Origin of the sequence: Sphingobium sp. ba1, from assembly GCF_000743655.1 — a bacterium.
In the GTDB taxonomy this organism is placed as follows: Bacteria; Pseudomonadota; Alphaproteobacteria; order Sphingomonadales; family Sphingomonadaceae; genus Sphingobium.
The window spans coordinates 343,836-362,364 of record NZ_JPPQ01000069.1 but is presented as its reverse complement, the minus strand read 5'-3'; the positions used below and the strand labels follow the sequence as shown (position 1 = coordinate 362,364).

Below are 18,529 nucleotides of genomic sequence, written 5' to 3'. Positions count from 1 at the left end.
GAGGATAGGCGCATGGAGCAGGAGCAGGCTTTCAGGGGTGAAATGCTCTATACCGGAATGCTGGAAGGCGCGCTTGTGGACCCGGATTATTCGGTACGGGTCGACAATGTCCGATGGTCGAAGCCTGGCGAAGCAACAATCCTGTCGGATCAATTCTTCCTGGAATGGCTAATGTACCGGGAGGATGATATCGAATGCGCACGTCCGGGGCGCAACTTCGTGACGTCTCATGCCGTCATCCTCGTGCCGCCAGGGCAGGCGGTGCGGACCCGCTGGAACAGCGGCCGCCTTCGGACCATATCCTGTAGCTTTCGATCCGAATTACTGGCTGACTATCCCGAATTGCTATCGTTCCTCTCCAGTCTCGACGGGGACCATCAGTTTAATCTCGATAGCCCGTTCCTCCATGCCGGCCTGACCCGTATCGCTGACGAGGTCGTCACGCCGGGCCTCGACAGCGGGTTCATGGTCCGGTCGCTACTGTTCGCCATTTGCGGCGAGATACGCCGGGCGACGCTGGGGCAACCGGTGCCGCAGAAGTGCGACGGCACCCTTTCGCCCGGCCAGATGACGATGTTGCGGCAGGTTTTGCATGAAAGCGGCAAATTGCCCACGGTGGTCGATCTGGCACAGCATTGTGGCGTGACGTCGCGTGCCTTGTCACCGCTGGTGAAGCGCGCCACGGGCGTTACGCTGCGCCATTATATCGCACGGGAGCGACTGAACCGCGCCAAGGCGTTGCTCGACGACCAGAAATTGATGGTCAAGCAAGTCGCCTATTCCTGCGGCTTTGCCAGCGCAGCGGCGTTTACGGCCGCCTTTCGCAAGACGACGGGCATGACGCCGGTCGAGTATCGGACGCGATGCTGATCGGCTCCTTCTCCAGATTGAAAGTCACCGACAATGCTGACCGTACATCACCTCAACGACTCCCGCGCCCAGAAGACGATATGGCTGCTCGAAGAACTGGGCTTGCCCTATGATCTGGTGCCTTATCAGCGGCATCAGGTATCGATGATGGCACCGCCCGCGCTCAAGGCGCTGCATCCGGTCGGCAAATCGCCGATGATCGAGGATGAGGGACGGATCGTCATCGAATCGGGCGCGATTACGGAGCATATCATCGAGCGGCATGGCGATGGTCGATTGGCGCCAGTGCCCGGTACGGATGCGCATGAACGGTATCGGCAATGGCTCTATTATGCGGTGTCGTCCGGCATGAACCCGATCATGATAAAGGTCTATGCCCGCGCCTTTGGTCTGGATGGCAGTCCGATCGATGAAGCAGCCAATGTCGAACTGGCTAAGGCGCTGACCTATATCGACGATGCGTTGGCCGACGGTACGTTTCTTCTCGGCGAGGATTTTTCTGCTGCCGATATCCAGATGAGCTTCATCCCGGAAATCGCGCAAACGCTGATGCCGATCGACGCCTATAGCCATATCGTGACTTGGCTGGACAGGCTGCATGGCCGTCCCGCGTTCCGGCGGAGCATCGAGCGAGGCGGCGACTATAGACTGGCGGGCAAGGCGGGACTGCGGGAGCCAGTTGCATGACCAATATATTGTCGGCCACGCCGGACGGCGGTTTCGATCTGGGACATGGCGTGATGCAGCCAGACGCCGCGATCCTGCGCGATGGTCGTGTAGCGGCGGACAGCTTCTGGAGCGAGGCCCAACATGCGGCCGAGCGCGACGCGATATACCGCCGATGCTGGCTTTTTATGGTCCGGGCGGAGGACGTGCCGGAACCAGGCGATTATGTGGTCCGCGATGTCGAAATTTGCGGCGTGTCGGTGCTGATCGTGCGGGGTAGGGACAAGGTGCTGCGCGCATTCCACAATGTCTGTCGCCATCGCGGGATGCCGGTCGCCGATGCCCCCTGCGGCAAGGCAGAGGCATTTCGCTGCCCCTATCATAGCTGGACCTTCCGCCTGGACGGCAGCTTGAAGGCCATCCCCAACCAGCGACGCTTTCCGGCTCTGGATGCGGGCGACCTGGGGTTGGCGCCGATCGCGATCGACATATTTGCAGGGTTCGTGTTCATCAATCTCGATCCGCTGTCGGCCTTGTCGCTCCCGGCGTTTCTAGGCGGCATCGCGCCGCTGCTGGAGGCGACGACGCTGGCCCCCTTCACCCACCGGGACAGCCTGTCGTACGAAGTCGCGGCCAACTGGAAGGCGGGGCTGGATCCGCAATATGAAGGCTATCATGTCGGCACTGTCCACGCGCTGACGATCCGCGAAATATCGGTGACGCCTGCCAACCCCTTTTCCGAATTCCGTAAGATGGCCTTTGCCGGGCCGCACGCGGCAGGCTGGTCGCAGGGTAATCCGAGTTGGCGACCACGCGCCGACCGGATCGTCCAGTCCTTTGCGGTGCAGGCGATGGGGGCATTGGCGGGACGTGTGGCTGGCGAGGGCTACCCAAGCGCTGAGACACCGGCGTCGCTGGCGATATTTCCCAATTTCATGATCCATCCCGGCGCAGGCGGCTGGTTCACGCAGCAGCATTGGCCGCTGACGGCGCAGAGTCATCGCTGGACAGCGCATTATTATTATCATGCCCCCATCACGGCCAGCGAACGCTTCGCGATCGCTCAGGCCACTACATTCGGGCGGGATTCGGGGATGGAGGATTTCATGGTGATGGCGCGGCAGCAAAAGGGGCTGGCGTCCGGCGCGACCGAAAGTTTCTATTATGGCGAGGCGGAAATGTTGCCCCGCCACCGCGCGGCGGTAATCCGATCCGTTTTGAACGGCGCGCGGGCCGATATGAGGAGCGCCGCATGAGTGCCAGCCTGCCCGCGGCCTTTGCCGATCTGGAACCGTTCGCCCATTCGTGGATCGGACTGGAGACGATGGAAAGCCGCTATCGCGCGCGACAGGACATCCCATTCGATGCGCTGAAGCAGTTTTACGATGCTGCCGCCCCCCGACTGGCCGACATCATGGCGCATCTGGATGCGTTCGGATCGGACACCCTGCCATCGGCCGAAGCGCGGCTCTATCGCGTGGCGCTGGGGCTGGTGGAGGCGGCGCAGGCGGTGGAGTTTTTCGCCGCTGCCCGCCTGCCCGGCGCGCCCTATCCGCACACTGTCGCCGTGGGCGGCCAGGCCGCGCTATCAGACTGAGGATATAGGGGCGGTCCGGCTCGCGGCGATCAGGATGAGCGCCGCCACGACTTCCGATCCGATCGACGCCGAGAGGATCGGGGCATAGCCGTCCATCGCGATCGATATGATCCGCGCGACGACGAAGCCTGCAAAGATCACACCCACCGCGAGAAAAAGGGGTTGCCGAAAACGCGGCGTGCCAAGACCATAGAGGATCAACCCGCCCATGGCCCAGAACGAGCCAGCGTAAATAGCGCGGGCTTCGTTCAGGCCGGCCACGCCCCTAGGGTCCAGCGCGGTCATATCGGTAATGGCGGTTGTTGCGACCAGGGCGTAAATGCCGAAGGCGATAAGCGCGAAACCGATCACGCCGGACAAGGCTCCCAATATCTTGCTCACGCAGTTGCTCCCATTGTTTCGCAGGGTTGAAGGTCGGCCTTGCGGACCTGAACCGGAATGCCGTTCAGCACAGCATTGCCCGAAATGACGTCGACCATCATGCCGGGACTAAGGATATTGGTGTTGGCCCCGGCGTGCGCCTGGGCAATCGCGATTTGTGTCTGTGGATCGCGATGCCCCCAGCCGTGCGGCATCGACACCACGCCGGGGCGGATGTCGTCGTCAATCTCCAGCGGTACATGGATTTCACCCGATGCAGAGGTCAGCGCGACCATATCGCCATTGGCCAACCCATGAGCGGCGGCGTCGATGCTGTGCATTTGCAGGGTGCAGCGATCCTTGCCTTTCACCAGCGTATCGATGTTGTGCATCCAGCTGTTGAGCGAGCGGAGATGGCGACGGCTGACCAGGACGAGCGAGGGATTGTTGGCGACCAAGGCCCGCTCCAGCCGGGGAAGATCGGACAGGATGAGGGCGGGCGTGAGGTCGATCTTGCCGGACGCGGTTTCAAACCCCTCATGCGCGCGAGGGATGGCGGGCGCGACGATCAGGCCGTCTGGTTCGTCACGGAAACTGTCGAGTGTCAGGCCGCCCGCTACCGTGCCGAAGCGATCGCCGAATGGGCCGGTTCGAATTGCCAGGTCCAAAATGCGATCCGGCCCACGGTTAGGCAGCGCCATGATCGCCATGTCGGGATCGATCCCGCGCCCGGTGGCGAGTGCGCGGAAATAGCCATCGTCCATGGCGTCGATATCGGCACTTGGTTGCCCACCGATGATCGCGCCGACGCGCGCGACGACGCGCCAATGGTCCGGGCGATCGGTAACTGGAAAGATCGGTGGCGAATAATGGCCGCCGCTGGTCAGGCAGAAGACCCAGGACCACATGTCATAGTGCGCGCTTTCCAGGAAGGATGGGCTGGGCAGGATCACATGGGCGTGTCGAGTCGTTTCGTTGAGATAATTGTCCAAGCTGACCATGCATTCCAGCAGCGGCAGCGCCTCGGCAAGCTTGCCCGAATCCGGCGCGCTGAGCGCTGGATTGGCGGCGAAGGTCAGCAGCCCCTTGATCTGGCCCGGTCCGGGCGTCGCGATCTCTTCGGCCATGCAGGAAGCGGGGAACTGGCCCAGCACCGCAGGAACGCCGCGCACCCGGCTCTTGCCCATGACGACCGGCATATCGGCAGGCAGCGTCGCGAGCATGTCCACCAGTGGTGCGACCGGGCGGCTCCACATGCTGCCGCCCTGCCGGTCCAGATTGCCGGTCAGGATAGCCAGCACGTCGATCATCCAGGACGCCAGCGTGCCAAACGTCTGGGTGCAGGTGCCGATGCGGCCATAGATGGCGGATCGTTCGGTGCGGATCAATTCGTCGGCCAGGTTTTCGATGACGATGGCGTCGATGCCGCAATGATGGGCGACCCATTGGGGGCTGAACCCGGTGACGATCTCCCGCAGCGTCTCCAGCCCATCGACCAGCCCATCAAGGTGCCGCAACCGCACGGCGTCGCGGGCGAACAGGACATGCGCGATGCCCAGCATGAAGGCTGCGTCGCTACCGGGTTTCAGACCGATCCACTGGTCGGCCGATCGCGCCGTCTGGGTGCGGACCGGATCGATCACGATGACTCGCCCGCCGCGGGCGCGTAAATCCCGCATCGCGCCCATCACGTCGCGATGGGAAAAGATGCTGCCCTTCGATGCTGCCGGATTGCCGCCGAAGATGACGAACAGGTCGGTATGGTCGAGATCGGGAATGGGGATTTTCCATTCACTGCCGAACATCAGCATGGCCGACAAATTCTTGGGGTGCTGATCGACCGTGCCAGACGAATAGACCTGTTGAATGCCCGACGTCGCCAGCATCAGCCCCGAATAGCGCGACAGCGTGGCGTCCTTGCCCGCCATATTGCCGCCATAGGCCGCGAACGCATGGGGGCCGTGGCGCTCGCGCACTCCATCGACCAACGTCTCCAGACGATCGAACGCGGCTTCCCACGAAGCGCTTTTCCACTCGCTCCCGTCGCGTATCATCGGCGTGCGTAGCCGGTCGGGATCATGATGGAGCGCGCCCAGCGTCGTGCCCTTGGGGCAGATATGGCCCAGGCTCCAGCGATCCTTCTTGTTGGGGCGGACGGTCGCCGCTCGTCCGCCCTCCACGGTCACGGTAACCCCGCACATCCCCTCGCACAGGGGGCAGGTGCGGTGCTGTACGCCGTCGTGGGTCATCGTCATGCTGTCCTAGCTGCCAAATCGATAGGTGAGTTGGAGACCGTAGGTGCGCGGATCGCCATAATAGACGGTGCTGGCCGGAAAGGAACTGAGCAGCACGGCCGGGCCGATCGGATATTGTTTGTCGAACAGGTTGCGGACATAGGCCGCGATGCTGATGCCGCGCCCGCCAATGTCGCTCAACTCCAGGCGGCTGTTGACGACATCATAGCCGGGCAGTTGCTGACCAAACTGCGCGTCATAGGCCGATGTGTGATAGAGGTCGGCGTTGAAGGCGAGTTCCCCCTCCATCGGACGGATCGGCAGCACGGCGCGTAAAGCGGCTGTCCCCGAGAATTTGGGGGTGGGGAGCGTGACTTCATTCTTGGTCAGCGTCAGCGGGCCGAACGGCTTTACGTCATCGACCTTCTGATCGACATAGGCACCGCCAAAGCTGAACGTCAGCCAGGGCGCTGGCTCGATCACGAGTTCGGCCTCTATGCCGCGCACGGTCGCGTCGGATGCGTTGATGGCGAGCGAGGTCCGGGTCGGCTGATCGGGTGCCGTCGGCGGAATGCCGAGCGGGCGGACGTTGAAGAATTGCAGCGCGTCCTTATACTTCGTTTGGAACGCCGATACGTTGAAGCGGCCTTTCATAGCGCCCGCGCGCCAGTTGAGCTTCATACCCAATTCGACGTCGGTCACCTGTTCCTGCTTCACCTCCTGGTAAGGTCGCAGGTCAGGGCAATTGACCCCGCCCAGGCACGCGCCGACGCCGCCCGTCGTGAACGGCGTTTCGAACAGCGGCGTGTTGACATTGACGCCGCGAATGCCGCGCCGGGACGTAACATAGAGGAACAGGTCGTCGGTTGCCTGATAATCCAGCCCCACGGTCCAGGTCGCGTAATCGCCCTTATTCTTCACGATGCCAGTGCCGTCGGGCAAGCCAAGCGCAGCCTGATCGGCGCATTGCTGCTGACTGAGCGCCCCTGCCAGGCTGTTGCCCGCGCACGCCTCTACCTTGTCCCAGGTGTAGCGTGCGCCTGCGTTGGCGGTCAGCTTGTCGGTGATCTTGAACCCCAGCTGCGCGAACAGGGCGAAACTGCTGTTGGTATAGTGCGACGTGCTGTAATTCACCGCCGGGCCATAAAGGTCGATGAAGCTGAACTGCTGCGGGAAATTGACGTTGGTGCCGGTGGGCTTGTCCTTGCTGTAAAAGGCACCCGCAAGCCAGTTGAGGCGGCCCATGTCGCCCAGCACCTGAAACTCGTCGGTGAGGAAGGATTTATTTGCTTCGGCGCCGGTGTGATAGATGACAAGCCGTCCTTGAGGACCGATCAACTGGCGGGTGCCCTGGGTATTGACGAATTGATAATTATAGACGTCGCGATAGCCGAAAATGTTGCGGATGGTGACGTCGCCCAGTTCCAGACTGGTGGTATTGGTGATGCCCCAGATCCGGCGATCGGCCGCAACTTTCAGGCCGCTACCATCGTTGACCAGTTCGTTAGTGACCTTGTAGGGACCGTTGGCCTGTTGCTGCGCAAACAGGCTGGCAAGATCCGCTTCGTAGACAGCTGCGTCGGCGGGCGCGAAGCCGAAGCCGCCGACCAATATACCTGACAGCACACCGGCATTGTAGCGATTGGGCACTTCGGCGGCGGGCTTTTCCCGCGCGCGGAAATAATCGAAAACCAGCGTGTTGGTCAGATTTTCGGTAGGCTGGAGTAGCAACGACGCGCGAAAGCTCAACTGGTTGGTGTCGTCCAGGTCGGGATTGCCGGATGTCAGGTTCTTCGTCCGGCCGTCACGGTTGCGATACTGTGCAGCAATGCGAAGCGCCGCCACATCTTTGGCCAACGGCACGTTGAGCGCGCCCTCCAATTCCTTATAATCGAAATTCCCATAGCCGGCCTGGATATAGCCTTCGGTGTCGAAGGTCGGCTTTTTCGAATTGACCAGCACCGCCCCGCCGATGGTGTTGCGCCCGAACAATGTGCCCTGCGGCCCCTTCAGCACCTGAATATTGGCCAAGTCGAACGTCGGAATATTGCCGCCCTCCTTGGACAGGGGCACATCGTTGAAATAGGCGACGATAGCGGGCACCCCTTCGCCGATCGGTAATTGACCAAGGCCGCGCAACGACAGCGTCGGCTGGTTCTTGCCGCCCTCCTGCGAGAAACGGAAGCCGGGTGTGAGCGTGGCGACATCGCTCAGATCCTGGACCGATTTCTGCTCCAGCATCTCGGCGGAGATGGCGGTGATCGATACCGGCACCGACTGAAGCGATTCCTCGCGACGGCGTGCGGTCACGACGATATCCTGTAGCCCGCTATTGACCGAAGGCTGGTCGGCAGGCTGCTGTGCCAAGGCAGGTACGGCGGTCGCGAACAGGGCCAGCGCGCTGGTGGCAAGCACCTGGCATTTGACGGATCTCATAGCTTCATCTCCCCTTGGGCACCTTCTGTGTCGATCCATGGATCGCCTGTGGTGCTCAGGTGCAAACTAGGGCAGCCGCCGCCGGGGCACGACCGCCTTTGCTATCGCTCGTTGCAAAGACGCTATCGCTGAGCGCGCCATACCTATCTGGCCCAGACCAGTGGAAGCGATTCCACATGGATGATGTTGCTGAGATAGAAGGGCACATCGAACCCCGGTTGCACTGTAAAAGCCGGCAGGGCGGCGAGCATTTCCTGCATGGCGATCTGTAGCTCGCGCCGGGCAAGATGTGCGCCGAGGCAGCGATGTGGGCCATAGCCGAAGGTCAGATGCGAAGGGCGGCGGTCGAAACGGATGTGCGTCGGGGCCTCGAACGCTTCGGGATCGTTCGATCCCAAAGGGGTCGACATCGCAACCCGGTCACCCGCGCGGATCGTGACATCGTGCAGCATCACGTCTTTGGTGCAGATGCGGAAGGTCGTGACAGCGGCATAAGCGCGCAGCAACTCCTCGATGGCTACGGTGGCACCCGCCGGATTTTGCCGCAGGGCATCCTGATCGGCCGGATGGGTCGCGAGATGCTGGAAATGCAGGCCGATATTCGCCGACACCGTATCCAGCCCGCCCAGATACAGATTGAAGCAATGGCCGAACACCTCTTCGGGCGTCCATTTGCGCCCTTCATATTCCAGTTGGAGCGCGATGCTTATCAGGTCGTCGCCGGGCCTTTTGCGACGATCTTCGATGGCGTTGAGCAGATAGGCCTTGACCGCGCGCGTGCCCTTGACCCGATCTTCCATGTCGTCGGTGTGTAACAGGGAAAATTCCCAATCGAGAAACTGCTGCATCTCCTCCTGCGGCAGGCCGAGCAGGTCGAGGAAGATCGACACCGGAAAGGGGATGGCGAAATCCCGGACGAAATCGCATTCCCCCCGGTCCTTGAACCTGTCGATATATTCCCGCGCGCGCAGCCGCACCTTGCCGTCCAGTTCGCCCATCCGCTTGGGCGAAAAGACGGGATTGAGCGCATTGCGAAAGCCGGTGTGTCGGGGCGGGTCGAGTTCGGTCGGGATGATGTCCCAGCTTTCGCCGATCCCGGCGGCAAAGCCGGTGTTGCCGCGTTTCCCGAAACTATCAGTGTCGGCATAGATTTTCCGCAGGTCTTCCGCGCGCCGCACTACCCAGCCTGGCTGACGCCCCGGAAACACGTCGGTGCCGTAGAAGATCGGCGGGCCTTCATGCAGTCTGGGAATGATGTCGGTATAGGGATTGACCGTGGTCGTCCGACGCGGCGTAAGCGCAAAGGGCATCACGAGTTCGCGCGGAACATTGTCGGGAAGGTCGATCACGAGCAGCCTTTCTTGTCCAGGTTTCGATCGGGCACGCTTTATTGTGCGCCGAAACGATAGCGCATACCAATGCCGACCACGCGGGGGTCGCCCGCATAGTCGACAGCTATGCCCAGGCCGCCGGTCTGGTAGAGATCGGAAAAGCGGCGGCTGAGATATTTTTTGGCTGTCAGGTTGCGGCCATAGACATAGAGTTCGATATTCGGATCGTTGAGCTGATAGGCGATGCGGCCGTTGAGCAGGCCATATCCTGCCGTTTCACCCAACGCATTTTCCTGCGCGTAGGCGGCTTTGACCGCAGCGGTCTGCTGGTCCGACGCCACCACCGGGTTGAAATGCTGCTTGCCGACATAGGCGTAATTGACGTGCAGGATCAGGTCGCCGGTCGACAGGGCGATGGTCTGGGTCGCGCCGATGCTGAACTGGATCTTGGGCAGCTGCGTCAGCGCGCGACCGCTGAGGTCGACAGTGCAGTCGTAGCGCGGGACGCCGGCGGCGGTCGGCGGCGCGGCGGCGCATCCTGTCAGCGGCGTGGCGCTGGTGATCCGCTGCACTTCGGAAATGCTCCCCGCCTTATATTTGCCGTCGAGCAGCGAGAGATTGCCCGAAATCTCCATGCCCGACCATGGCGCCGCCACGACCTCGAACTCAGCCCCCCAGACGCGGGTGTCGCCGTTATTCTGGGTATATTGGGTGACGCCGACCCCCGGTGCTACGGCATTGACGATCACCTGCGCATTGCTTTTCCAGGTGTGGAACAGCGCGACATTGGTGCGCAGCCGATTGTCGAGCCAGCTTGCCTTGATGCCGCCTTCGACGTCCTTGACCTTTTCCGGCGAGAAGGCGGGAAGCGACCCGGCGCGTATGTTGAAGCCCCCCGCCTTAGCTGCGCCGCGCGTGGCAACATAGAGGAAGATGTCGTCGCTCGCCTGCCAGTCTAGCCCCAGGTTCCAGGCGGGATAGGAAAAATTCTTCGCCTGGGTCTGGTTGCATTGCGTGGCCGTTGGCGTCTGGTCCGGGTTGACCAGATTACAGTTCACGCCGAACGGCGTGCCCGCGACGGGCGCATTGGGGGCAAGGCCCAGCACCTGCTGGTTGTGCAGGACAACCTCACGCCCGTCCCAGGTGTAGCGGAAGCCGCCCACTGCACGCACGCTGTCAGTCAGATTATAATAGAGTTGCGCATAGGCGCCCTTGGTCGTGTTCTTCGCGTCGCCGAAGCTGTTGCGGATTAGCCCGCCAAAAATCTGCGACTGGGAATATTCAAAACCTGTTTCGCGCGACGCATATCCGCCCAGAATGTAGCTCAATTGATCCGTGATATTGCCGGACATTTGAAGTTCCTGCGAATAGGATTCCGAATGCGCGCCGCCGAATACGGCAAGGACCGGCGATGGCGATCCATCGAGATCGATCAGACCGTCGGAATCCGAATAGCGATAGGCGGTGATCGATTTGAGCTTGTGCTCGCCAATGTCGATGTTGACTACACCGGAAAAGCCATAGGCAACCAGCTTGTCGAAAGGCAACTGGCTGTATTTGGCCTGGATGTCGGCAGGCAGCGTGGCGAAGGTCGGGTTGGTCGTGGGCCGCGTCAGCCCACCTGCATAGGTCGTGTACCAATTGTCCTCCGTGTGAATCGCGCTGGCCAGGCCGGGCGCAAAGGCTGCCAGCGGCCCCTGAAACGACAGCGGGTTGAACCCGGCGGTCTGGGCAAGCTGGCCCATGTCCGTTATCTTGTTATAATCGCCGCTCAGGGTGACGTCGAACCCGTCATTTTCATATTTCAGCTTGCCGCGCAGGAAATGGCTTTTCTGATCGCCCACGTCGCGGTTCAGCCGGGCATTGTAGCCATAGCCGTTGCGATCATGGAAATCATAGACGACACGCGCGGCCAGGCCCTCTGCCAGCGGCACGTTCAAAACGGCTTCAACATCCCGATAGGCATAATTGCCGACCTCGCCCTTCAGGCTGGCTTCCAGCCGATCGACAGGATCCTTGGACAGAATGTTGATCGCGCCGCCCGTCGTGTTGCGACCAAACAGCGTGCCCTGCGGACCACGTAGCACCTCGAGCCGCTGGAGATCGTGCAGATCGGTCAGGCCCTGCGAAGGCCGGGCGATATAAACGCCGTCAATATAGGTCGCGACCGCCGGATCGTTGGCGATCAGCGGCTGGAGATTGCCTTGGCCGCGGATCGACACGAATGCGAAGCCGGACGTCGAGGCAGAGCCGGTCGATATGACGACGCTGGGCGCGACACGCTGCACGTCCTGCACGCTGACGATCTGCGCGCGCTGAATCGCGACAGCGCCCAATGCCGTGACGGCCAGCGGGGTGGTTTGCAGGCTTTCCTCGGTCCGCCGCGCGGTGACGACGATATCCTGAATGCCGCTGAACTGTTCCTGCGCCGCTTCCTGTGGTGCGACTTGCCCCCGCGCAGGCTGAGCCATCGCGACAGGCAGGCCCGACAGCATCGTCGCCACCATCAGTTTGGACGTTTTCATCATTCTCTCCCACATATCTTTATTGATGGCGGACAGGCGACATTTCGATGGGATGACAACCTACCTTAGGAAAGGGTGGCACGGTTCATCGATAGTGAAACGCGGGTCGGCGATAGCCGCGCCGCTTCCGCGTCACATGATTGTTGCGAAACGATAGCCTATTGCATTCCGGCGATAGCTTGTCGCCTTGCCCGCCCTTTCTCCCATGGTCAGAGATCGTTCCAGCAATCAGAACAGCGGCTGCGGGCCGCTAAAAAGGACATACAGATGGCAACGCTCGACGCAGACCGGATCGAAGCATTTCTCCGGCATCAACTTGATATGTTCAATCAGGGTCAGCGTGACGACTTCATCGCCGCCTACCGTGACATCGCGCCAGGCGGGCTGCTGATCGATGACCCGGTGGGTAGCGATCGTCAGGAGGGGCTGCACCTGATCGGGGAATTGTTCGACCGCTATGTCGGCTGGAAGCTGACATTTGTCGAACTGATCGTGAACGGGCATGAGGCCGCGGCCTGCGTACGGAACGAAGGCATGATGAATGGCCATCCCGTCACAGTGCACAGCCTTGAGACATATCATTTCGGCGAGGACGGCACCTTCCTGGCCCGCTATTTCCATCCGGCGATGTCGGCATGACCGCCTCGGACCAACTCGCGATACACAGCGACAAGATAGAACTGACCGCGACCAGCGCCCTGTCGGTCGAGACTGTCCTGAAAGTCCGCCATTGGAACGACCGGTTGTTCAGCTTTTCGGTGACACGCCCGGCGAGCTTTCGGTTTCGGTCCGGCGAGTTTGTCATGATCGGACTCGCGGGCGAGGGTGGCAAACCGCTGTTGCGCGCCTATTCGGTGGCCAGCCCTGCCTATGCCGAGGAACTGGAATTTCTGTCGATCAAGGTGGAGGACGGCCCCCTGACGTCGCGATTGCAGAATATCCGGCCCGGTGACCAGATATATCTTGGGCGCAAGCCCACGGGCACATTGGTGACTGACGCGCTGTTGCCTGGCAACCGGCTGTTGCTGCTGTCGAGTGGCACCGGGCTGGCGCCGTTCCTCAGTCTGATCCGCGACCCCGACGTCTATGAACGCTATGAGCGCGTGGTCGTCGTCCACAGCGTCAGGCAGGCAAACGACCTGGCGTTTCGTGCGGAACTGGAATCCGGCCTGCAGGATGATCCGCTGGTATCGGAACCGGCAATGGTGCAACTATCCTATCTGCCCACGGTCACGCGCGAAGCCTTTACTTGCAACGCGCGTATCACAACGATGATCAAAGATGGCAGCCTGTTCGCGCAGGTTGGACTGAGTGGTGCGCCGCTCTCGGTCCAGACCGATCGCATCATGCTATGTGGCGGCATGGCCATGATCAAGGGTATCGCTCGCCTGCTGGATGCGCGGGGCTTTATCGAAGGTTCCAACGCGAAGCCGGGCGATTATGTGATCGAACGAGCCTTTGTCGGTTAATAACGGCGGGATGCTGGTCACTTGCCATTTTTATAGATGGGCTTCAGATCGGCCTAGCCTCGGCTCGGCGGGCATCAGAGGTGGCCTGGGAAATCTGGACATTGAGATGAGTGGATTTTCTGCCTGACGGCGGCCAGGATGGCCGCGTGACAGGAGTAGAAATGAGCAAACGACCACGCCGGAATCACAGCCCGGCTTTCAAGGCGAAGGTAGCATTGGCTGCCGTGAAGGGGGAGAAGACGCTGGCCGAGTTGGCGCAGCAGTTTGACGTGCACCCAAACCAGATCACGACGTGGCGTAGCCAGTTGCTGGAGGGCGCGGCCGGGGTATTTGATTCGGACAATGCGTCGGCAACGGCCGAGCCGGCGATTGACGTGAAGACGCTGCACGCCAAGATCGGCGAGTTGACGCTGGCGAACGATTTTTTGGCCGGCGCGCTCGGGAAGGCCGGTCTGTTGCCGAGCGCAAAGCGATGATCGATCGTTCGCACAGTTTGCCGTTGGCGCGGCAGGCGCGGGAACTGGGGATCAGCCGGGGCAGCGTCTATTACCTGCCCAGACCGGTTTCGGAGGCTGATCTGGCGATCATGCGGCGCATCGACGAGTTGCACCTGGAATTTCCGTTCGCAGGCAGTCGCATGCTGCGCGATCTACTGCGGCAGGAAGGCATGAAGATCGGCCGCCAGCATGTAGCTACGCTGATGAAGAAGATGGCGATCGAGGCGATTTACCGCCGCCCGAACACTTCAAAGCCGACGCCGGGGCACAAGGTATATCCCTATTTGCTGCGCAAGCTGGCGATCGTACGGCCCAATCAGGTATGGGCGACCGACATCAGTTACATTCCGATGGCGAAGGGGTTCGTCTATCTCGTGGCTATCGTCGACTGGTTCAGCCGCAAGGTCCTGGCCTGGCGGGTGTCGATCACGATGGAAGCCGACTTCTGTGTCGAGGCACTGGAGGAAGCTCTGGCGCGCTTCGGCAAACCGGAGATCTTGAACACCGATCAGGGCAGCCAATTTACGAGCATGGCCTTCACCAGCGTGTTGCTCCGCGAAGAAATCGCCATCAGCATGGACGGTCGGGGCGCATGGCGCGACAATGTGATGGTCGAGCGCCTGTGGCGCTCGGTGAAATACGAAGAGGTTTATCTGCACGCCTACGGCGGGGTCAGCGAAGCCCGATCATCGATCGGTCGGTATCTGAGCTTCTACAATAGTAGGAGGCCGCATTCGAGCCTTGCTGCCAAGACGCCGGACCAGACCTATTTTGACAACCTGCCCATGTTGATGGCAGCTTGAATTTGGCCGCCGATATGGGGCGTCACTCTGGTCGGCTACGCCCTCCCGACATGACGCCCCATATCGGCAGTTCGATGAAACCGGCAGACGATCCACTTAACCGTTGCAGATCCCTGTTCAAATCAACCCGGCCACCTCTCTCGGCGGCGACGATCCGCAACGATCGCAATCAACGGCCACAGCATCACTGCGGCGAAAACGCCCCATTCTGCATATGGGACAAGCAGCGGCATCGGCAAAAGGCGACCAAAGGCTGGTCCGGTCAGGATGGCCATGCCGCAAAACATCAAACGCCGGTGCCATTCGATCCGCTTGCGCATCGATATCGCCACGACGACCAATCCGCCAAAGCAGAGGATCGACAGGATGTTCATGACAAGAAAATATGCGGGAAGGAAGAAGAACGGCGTGGCGGCATTTCGCGTCATTTCTATGGTCGTATATATGCCGACGAGAACCATGGCGCTGGCCCACCCAGCGCCTACCCAACCGAGCCGCCGGTGAAGAGCGATCGAACCCCGTGAGACTAGGAAGCTTTGGGAAACGAACAGCACCACCCAACCAAAGAAGATGAAGGCGTGAAGGTGGACAAGCGGCGGCGCGCCAAACGTCGAGCGACCTGTCGCCGCCTGAAGGGAAAAGCCCGCAACGATGGTCAAAGCCATCGCGATCGCCATATTTAAAAAGAACCGGTCATCCCGCCCATATCCAGGTAGCGGTTCAGCCAAAGTTGCCATCTGTGACCTCCACGCCATCTAGGTCGTGAACCCATAAACGCGATTCAGGCTGGGATGTAGAAGCCCCATACACCGTTGGAGAGTTCGCCAGCCGCGAAGCGGATTGGGCTATCTGTAGGCCCGACCTCGTAAATATCGAACCGATGGCGCTGATGCTGGTAGCTTGGATGAGGGAGTTGAATGGCTTCTTCCCCAGTGCGTCGCCAATTTTGCTGCCAGACTGCAATGCCGCTGATTTTCACACCGTCGCCCTCAAAGCCAACGTGAACATCTCGCCACTCGCTCATTTCAACACTGCCTTTGACCTGGATACACGCCGGATAGCACATAATGGGTTTTGTCTCGCTTCGACTTGTGATTCAGCGGCGGCATGAGCCGATATGACCTAACCGATTTTGAGTGGCGCGTGATCGAGCCGCTGCTGCCCAACAAGCCCAGAGGCGTTCCGCGTGTTGACGACCGACGCGTCCTGAACGGCATTTTCTGGGTGCTGCGATCCGGTGCTCCGTGGCGCGATCTTCCCGAGCGCTATGGGCCGCGCACCACCTGCTATAACCGCTTCGTGCGATGGCGAAAGGCTGGCGTCTGGGACCGGATGATGAATGCCATCACCGCTGCGCACGACGGCGACATCCAGATGATCGACAGCACCTCTGTTCGGGCCCACCAGCAGGCCGCGACGGCAAAAAGGGGGATCGAGATCATTGCCTCGGTCGCTCCCGAGGCGGGCTTACGACCAAAATCCACGCGGTCGTCGATGCGCAAGGGCTCCCGATCCGGCTTGGCCTAACGGCGGGACAGGCGCATGACGGGCAGGTCGCGGACACGCTGCTCGACCATCTCGGGCCGCGCACCATCGTGCTCGCTGATAAAGCCTACGATGCCGACCGCATTCGCGCACTGATCGAAGAGCAAGGAGCTACGCCTAATATTCCGGCCAAATCCAATCGAAAATGGAAACCCTGCTTCAGCAAGCGCCTCTACCGCGAGCGCAACCTGATCGAACGGTTCTTCTCGAAGCTGAAGCACTTCCGTCGCGTCGCAACCCGCTATGATAAACTCGCCGACAACTTCCTCGCCATGGTGCAACTCGCTTCAATGCGCCTCTGGCTCCGTGCTTATGAGTCTACGGCCTAGTGATGAAGCTAACGCAAGAGAAGGCGAGGCTCAACCGGTACAGAAAGCTATTTAGGCGATCCGTATCACCTGATTTCGGCGAAAGTCCTATTGCTGATAGACCTGCAGGTTAAAGGTCAGAGATCGTCCGGAGGCACCCAATAACCGACGGTGTGCTGACCGATAACGAAATTTAATCGCTGAAAGGTGAGAGCGGCTCGACTCCCGCCTGATTACGTGATCGTCGCTTTGTCCCGAACGCTTCACCGAGCGCAGTCATCGGCGCATGGGCATAGCCAATCTCGCTATCAAGATGGGCCACCTCGCTTCGAAAGTTGCCCACAGCTTCCGCTTCCAATCAATGACGAAGAGCCGATAGCGGGCTACTGAAATACAAGACGTTTCTGTCTGTCAGGGAAGGTGTCGGCGACAAGGTAGGTGGGGTCGAACTCACCCGCCTGCATGAGACGTTCCCAGTCATGAATCTGGACGATACCGCCCCTAACCGTAACCAGGCGTTCCTGTCGCAGGGTTTTAAGACTCCGGTTTACATGGACAGACGTCAGAGCGGCTGCATCGCCCAGCTGCTCCTGGACCATCGGCAGATCAAATTCCAAAAGCGGATATCCACGTCCGCCACCGTATCGGATCGCCAGCTCGCACAGAATGTGAGCGAGCCTTGATCGCGCGTCTTTTCTGCCGAGATTGACCGCCCACTGCATAAGAATGGCACCATCCAATATGCAGTCCCTCCAGAATGCTTCTGCAATGGCTGGAAAATCTCTACCTAACGTCCGAACGGCGGCGTGAGGCACGCGCAGGATCAACGTGTCTGTCAAAGCGGTCAGACCGCCGATCCCTATAGGTCGAACCGCCGAATGAAGATCTGCCATGTCGCCTGGTATATGAAGTGCGGTAGTTTGCCGCGACCCATTTTTTACCTGACCAACCCGCGCGACAAGGCCAGACGCGATATAACAACAATAATCCGTCTCTTCGCCGAGCGACACAAAATCCTGTCTGGCACCCACCTCAATCTCGTGGGTCGGCAGCGCCATAATAGCGTGCTGTTCTTCTTCGGTAAGACGTGACCGCGCCAACAGGCGTTGAACGAAAAGACCAAGGTCTGATAAATGTTTAAGTCCGCTGACTTGCCCGTCCTGCTCGTCTTGCACGCCCTTTAGCCCTCTGTTGACTCTCAATATGCCAATTCTGGTCTCTACTCGAGATCCAGGGCTCGGGTTTGTCGCTAGGCCGCAGCCGCCTTGCTGTCGGTTATGGTGATTAGCTCCCGGAAATCGATGGTGGCCAAAACCTTCCCCTCATCATCTGCTACCTCAATACGATGACCAAGATCGATGGGTTCACCGGCTTTGACATGTTCGGCCATCAGATCGCGGGAGCTTCGTATCGCTTCTTCTTTCGCGGCGGCCAGATCCTCGAAGTCACGACCGTCCTCATCATAGGTGTCGGCGCTGTTGAACAGATTGAGATGATAGCGTGGCATGCCTCGATAATACCTGAATTTGTCACCCGTTCCGGCAGACAAGAGACAAATTTGGATAACGTGGATCAACGCTTGCCGCCTGAGAGATGATGAGGTCCTGAAGGTTGGCAATAGCCAAGTTTGTGGATCGGCGCCGAAGCGGAACCCCCTAAAATTACTTCCATACCACTGTATTTCAATGAGAAAACATCCGAAGCTGGGGTCCTGATAAGCGCCGATCATGACCCGCCGATATCCCCTTCTCGGTGTCTTTTCAGATAGTTGTACCGCACCAAGGCAGAAATCCCCTGCGACGCCGATCCACATCCTCACCAGTGGTCGAGCCGTTATTGGGTCGCCAAAGTGTTTGGCATATGCTAGGGCATAGGCCAAGGAGCTGCT

Annotated in this window: 17 protein-coding genes; 8 read left to right on the top strand and 9 right to left on the bottom strand. The window is 60.2% G+C overall.

Annotation, left to right across the window (positions count from 1 at the left end):
• The first annotated feature begins 12 nt into the window (after positions 1-12).
• From IL54_RS22130 to IL54_RS04770, 4 genes are read left to right on the top strand one after another with little or no spacing between them, the layout of a single operon-like run.
• Positions 13-870: a helix-turn-helix transcriptional regulator gene (locus IL54_RS22130; protein WP_052027558.1), complete on the top strand. Its 858-nt coding sequence runs from the start codon at positions 13-15 to the stop codon at positions 868-870.
• 33 nt (positions 871-903) lie between these two features.
• On the top strand, positions 904-1,557 hold the full coding sequence (locus tag IL54_RS04780; protein ID WP_052027557.1) for a glutathione S-transferase family protein: 654 nt from the start codon (positions 904-906) through the stop codon (positions 1,555-1,557).
• The gene (locus IL54_RS04775) at positions 1,554-2,792 is read left to right on the top strand and encodes an aromatic ring-hydroxylating oxygenase subunit alpha (protein ID WP_037473622.1); all 1,239 of its coding nucleotides are present in this window, start codon (positions 1,554-1,556) and stop codon (positions 2,790-2,792) included. The genes IL54_RS04780 and IL54_RS04775 overlap by 4 nt, the downstream gene beginning before the upstream one ends.
• Positions 2,789-3,133, top strand: a complete 345-nt coding sequence (locus tag IL54_RS04770; RefSeq protein ID WP_037473621.1) for a hypothetical protein — start codon at positions 2,789-2,791, stop codon at positions 3,131-3,133. Before IL54_RS04775 ends, IL54_RS04770 begins: the two co-directional genes overlap by 4 nt.
• Here the strand turns inward: IL54_RS04770 and IL54_RS04765 are convergent.
• The 5 genes from IL54_RS04765 to IL54_RS04745 all read right to left on the bottom strand — a co-directional run bounded on the left by IL54_RS04765 (position 3,125) and on the right by IL54_RS04745 (position 12,022).
• Positions 3,125-3,514: a DUF4345 family protein gene (locus IL54_RS04765; protein ID WP_037473619.1), complete on the bottom strand. Its 390-nt coding sequence runs from the start codon at positions 3,512-3,514 to the stop codon at positions 3,125-3,127. The genes IL54_RS04770 and IL54_RS04765 overlap by 9 nt on opposite strands.
• Positions 3,511-5,748, bottom strand: a complete 2,238-nt coding sequence (locus IL54_RS04760) for a molybdopterin-dependent oxidoreductase (RefSeq protein WP_037473618.1) — start codon at positions 5,746-5,748, stop codon at positions 3,511-3,513. Before IL54_RS04760 ends, IL54_RS04765 begins: the two co-directional genes overlap by 4 nt.
• A gap of 6 nt (positions 5,749-5,754) precedes the next feature.
• The gene (locus IL54_RS04755; protein ID WP_037473616.1) at positions 5,755-8,163 is read right to left on the bottom strand and encodes a TonB-dependent receptor; all 2,409 of its coding nucleotides are present in this window, start codon (positions 8,161-8,163) and stop codon (positions 5,755-5,757) included.
• Positions 8,164-8,306: 143 nt separating this feature from the next.
• Entirely contained in the window at positions 8,307-9,512 is a 1,206-nt protein-coding gene (locus tag IL54_RS04750) for a cytochrome P450 (protein WP_152542803.1), read from the bottom strand.
• Between the two features lie 38 nt (positions 9,513-9,550).
• A complete protein-coding gene (locus IL54_RS04745) occupies positions 9,551-12,022 on the bottom strand; it encodes a TonB-dependent receptor (protein ID WP_037473613.1) in 2,472 nt (823 codons plus the stop codon).
• A 72-nt stretch (positions 12,023-12,094) separates the two neighbouring features.
• On the opposite strand from IL54_RS04745, the gene IL54_RS04740 reads away from it, so the two are divergent.
• From IL54_RS04740 to IL54_RS04725, 3 genes are all read left to right on the top strand, one after another.
• Positions 12,095-12,658: a hypothetical protein gene (locus IL54_RS04740; protein WP_237748781.1), complete on the top strand. Its 564-nt coding sequence runs from the start codon at positions 12,095-12,097 to the stop codon at positions 12,656-12,658.
• The gene (locus IL54_RS04735; protein ID WP_037473610.1) at positions 12,655-13,488 is read left to right on the top strand and encodes a ferredoxin--NADP reductase; all 834 of its coding nucleotides are present in this window, start codon (positions 12,655-12,657) and stop codon (positions 13,486-13,488) included. The genes IL54_RS04740 and IL54_RS04735 overlap by 4 nt, the downstream gene beginning before the upstream one ends.
• 161 nt (positions 13,489-13,649) lie before the next feature.
• Positions 13,650-14,788 (top strand): IS3 family transposase gene (locus IL54_RS04725; protein WP_148648459.1). Its coding sequence is split into 2 segments (ribosomal slippage): positions 13,650-13,917 and positions 13,917-14,788, totalling 1,140 coding nucleotides; the frame shifts between segments, so codons are not numbered across the junction.
• 122 nt (positions 14,789-14,910) lie between these two features.
• Here the strand turns inward: IL54_RS04725 and IL54_RS04720 are convergent.
• Both IL54_RS04720 and IL54_RS23955 read right to left on the bottom strand, forming a co-directional pair.
• Positions 14,911-15,525, bottom strand: coding sequence for a hypothetical protein (locus tag IL54_RS04720; protein WP_156106121.1), 615 nt, complete (start codon positions 15,523-15,525; stop codon positions 14,911-14,913).
• A gap of 44 nt (positions 15,526-15,569) precedes the next feature.
• Entirely contained in the window at positions 15,570-15,812 is a 243-nt protein-coding gene (locus IL54_RS23955; RefSeq protein ID WP_076605548.1) for a hypothetical protein, read from the bottom strand.
• Positions 15,813-15,895: 83 nt separating this feature from the next.
• Between IL54_RS23955 and IL54_RS23630 the strand changes: the two genes are divergently transcribed.
• A protein-coding gene (locus tag IL54_RS23630) for an IS5 family transposase (RefSeq protein ID WP_156106119.1) occupies positions 15,896-16,662 on the top strand; the annotation gives its coding sequence in 2 pieces (ribosomal slippage) (positions 15,896-16,208 and positions 16,208-16,662; 768 coding nt in all).
• Positions 16,663-17,024: 362 nt separating this feature from the next.
• On the opposite strand, the gene IL54_RS04705 is transcribed toward IL54_RS23630, so the two are convergent.
• The gene (locus IL54_RS04705) at positions 17,025-17,816 is read right to left on the bottom strand and encodes a Crp/Fnr family transcriptional regulator (RefSeq protein WP_052027555.1); all 792 of its coding nucleotides are present in this window, start codon (positions 17,814-17,816) and stop codon (positions 17,025-17,027) included.
• 74 nt (positions 17,817-17,890) lie between these two features.
• Positions 17,891-18,370 carry a DUF6894 family protein gene (locus IL54_RS23950; protein WP_156106117.1) on the bottom strand — a complete coding sequence of 160 codons (480 nt, stop codon included), beginning with the start codon at positions 18,368-18,370 and terminating at the stop codon, positions 17,891-17,893.
• Positions 18,371-18,529: the final 159 nt, after the last annotated feature.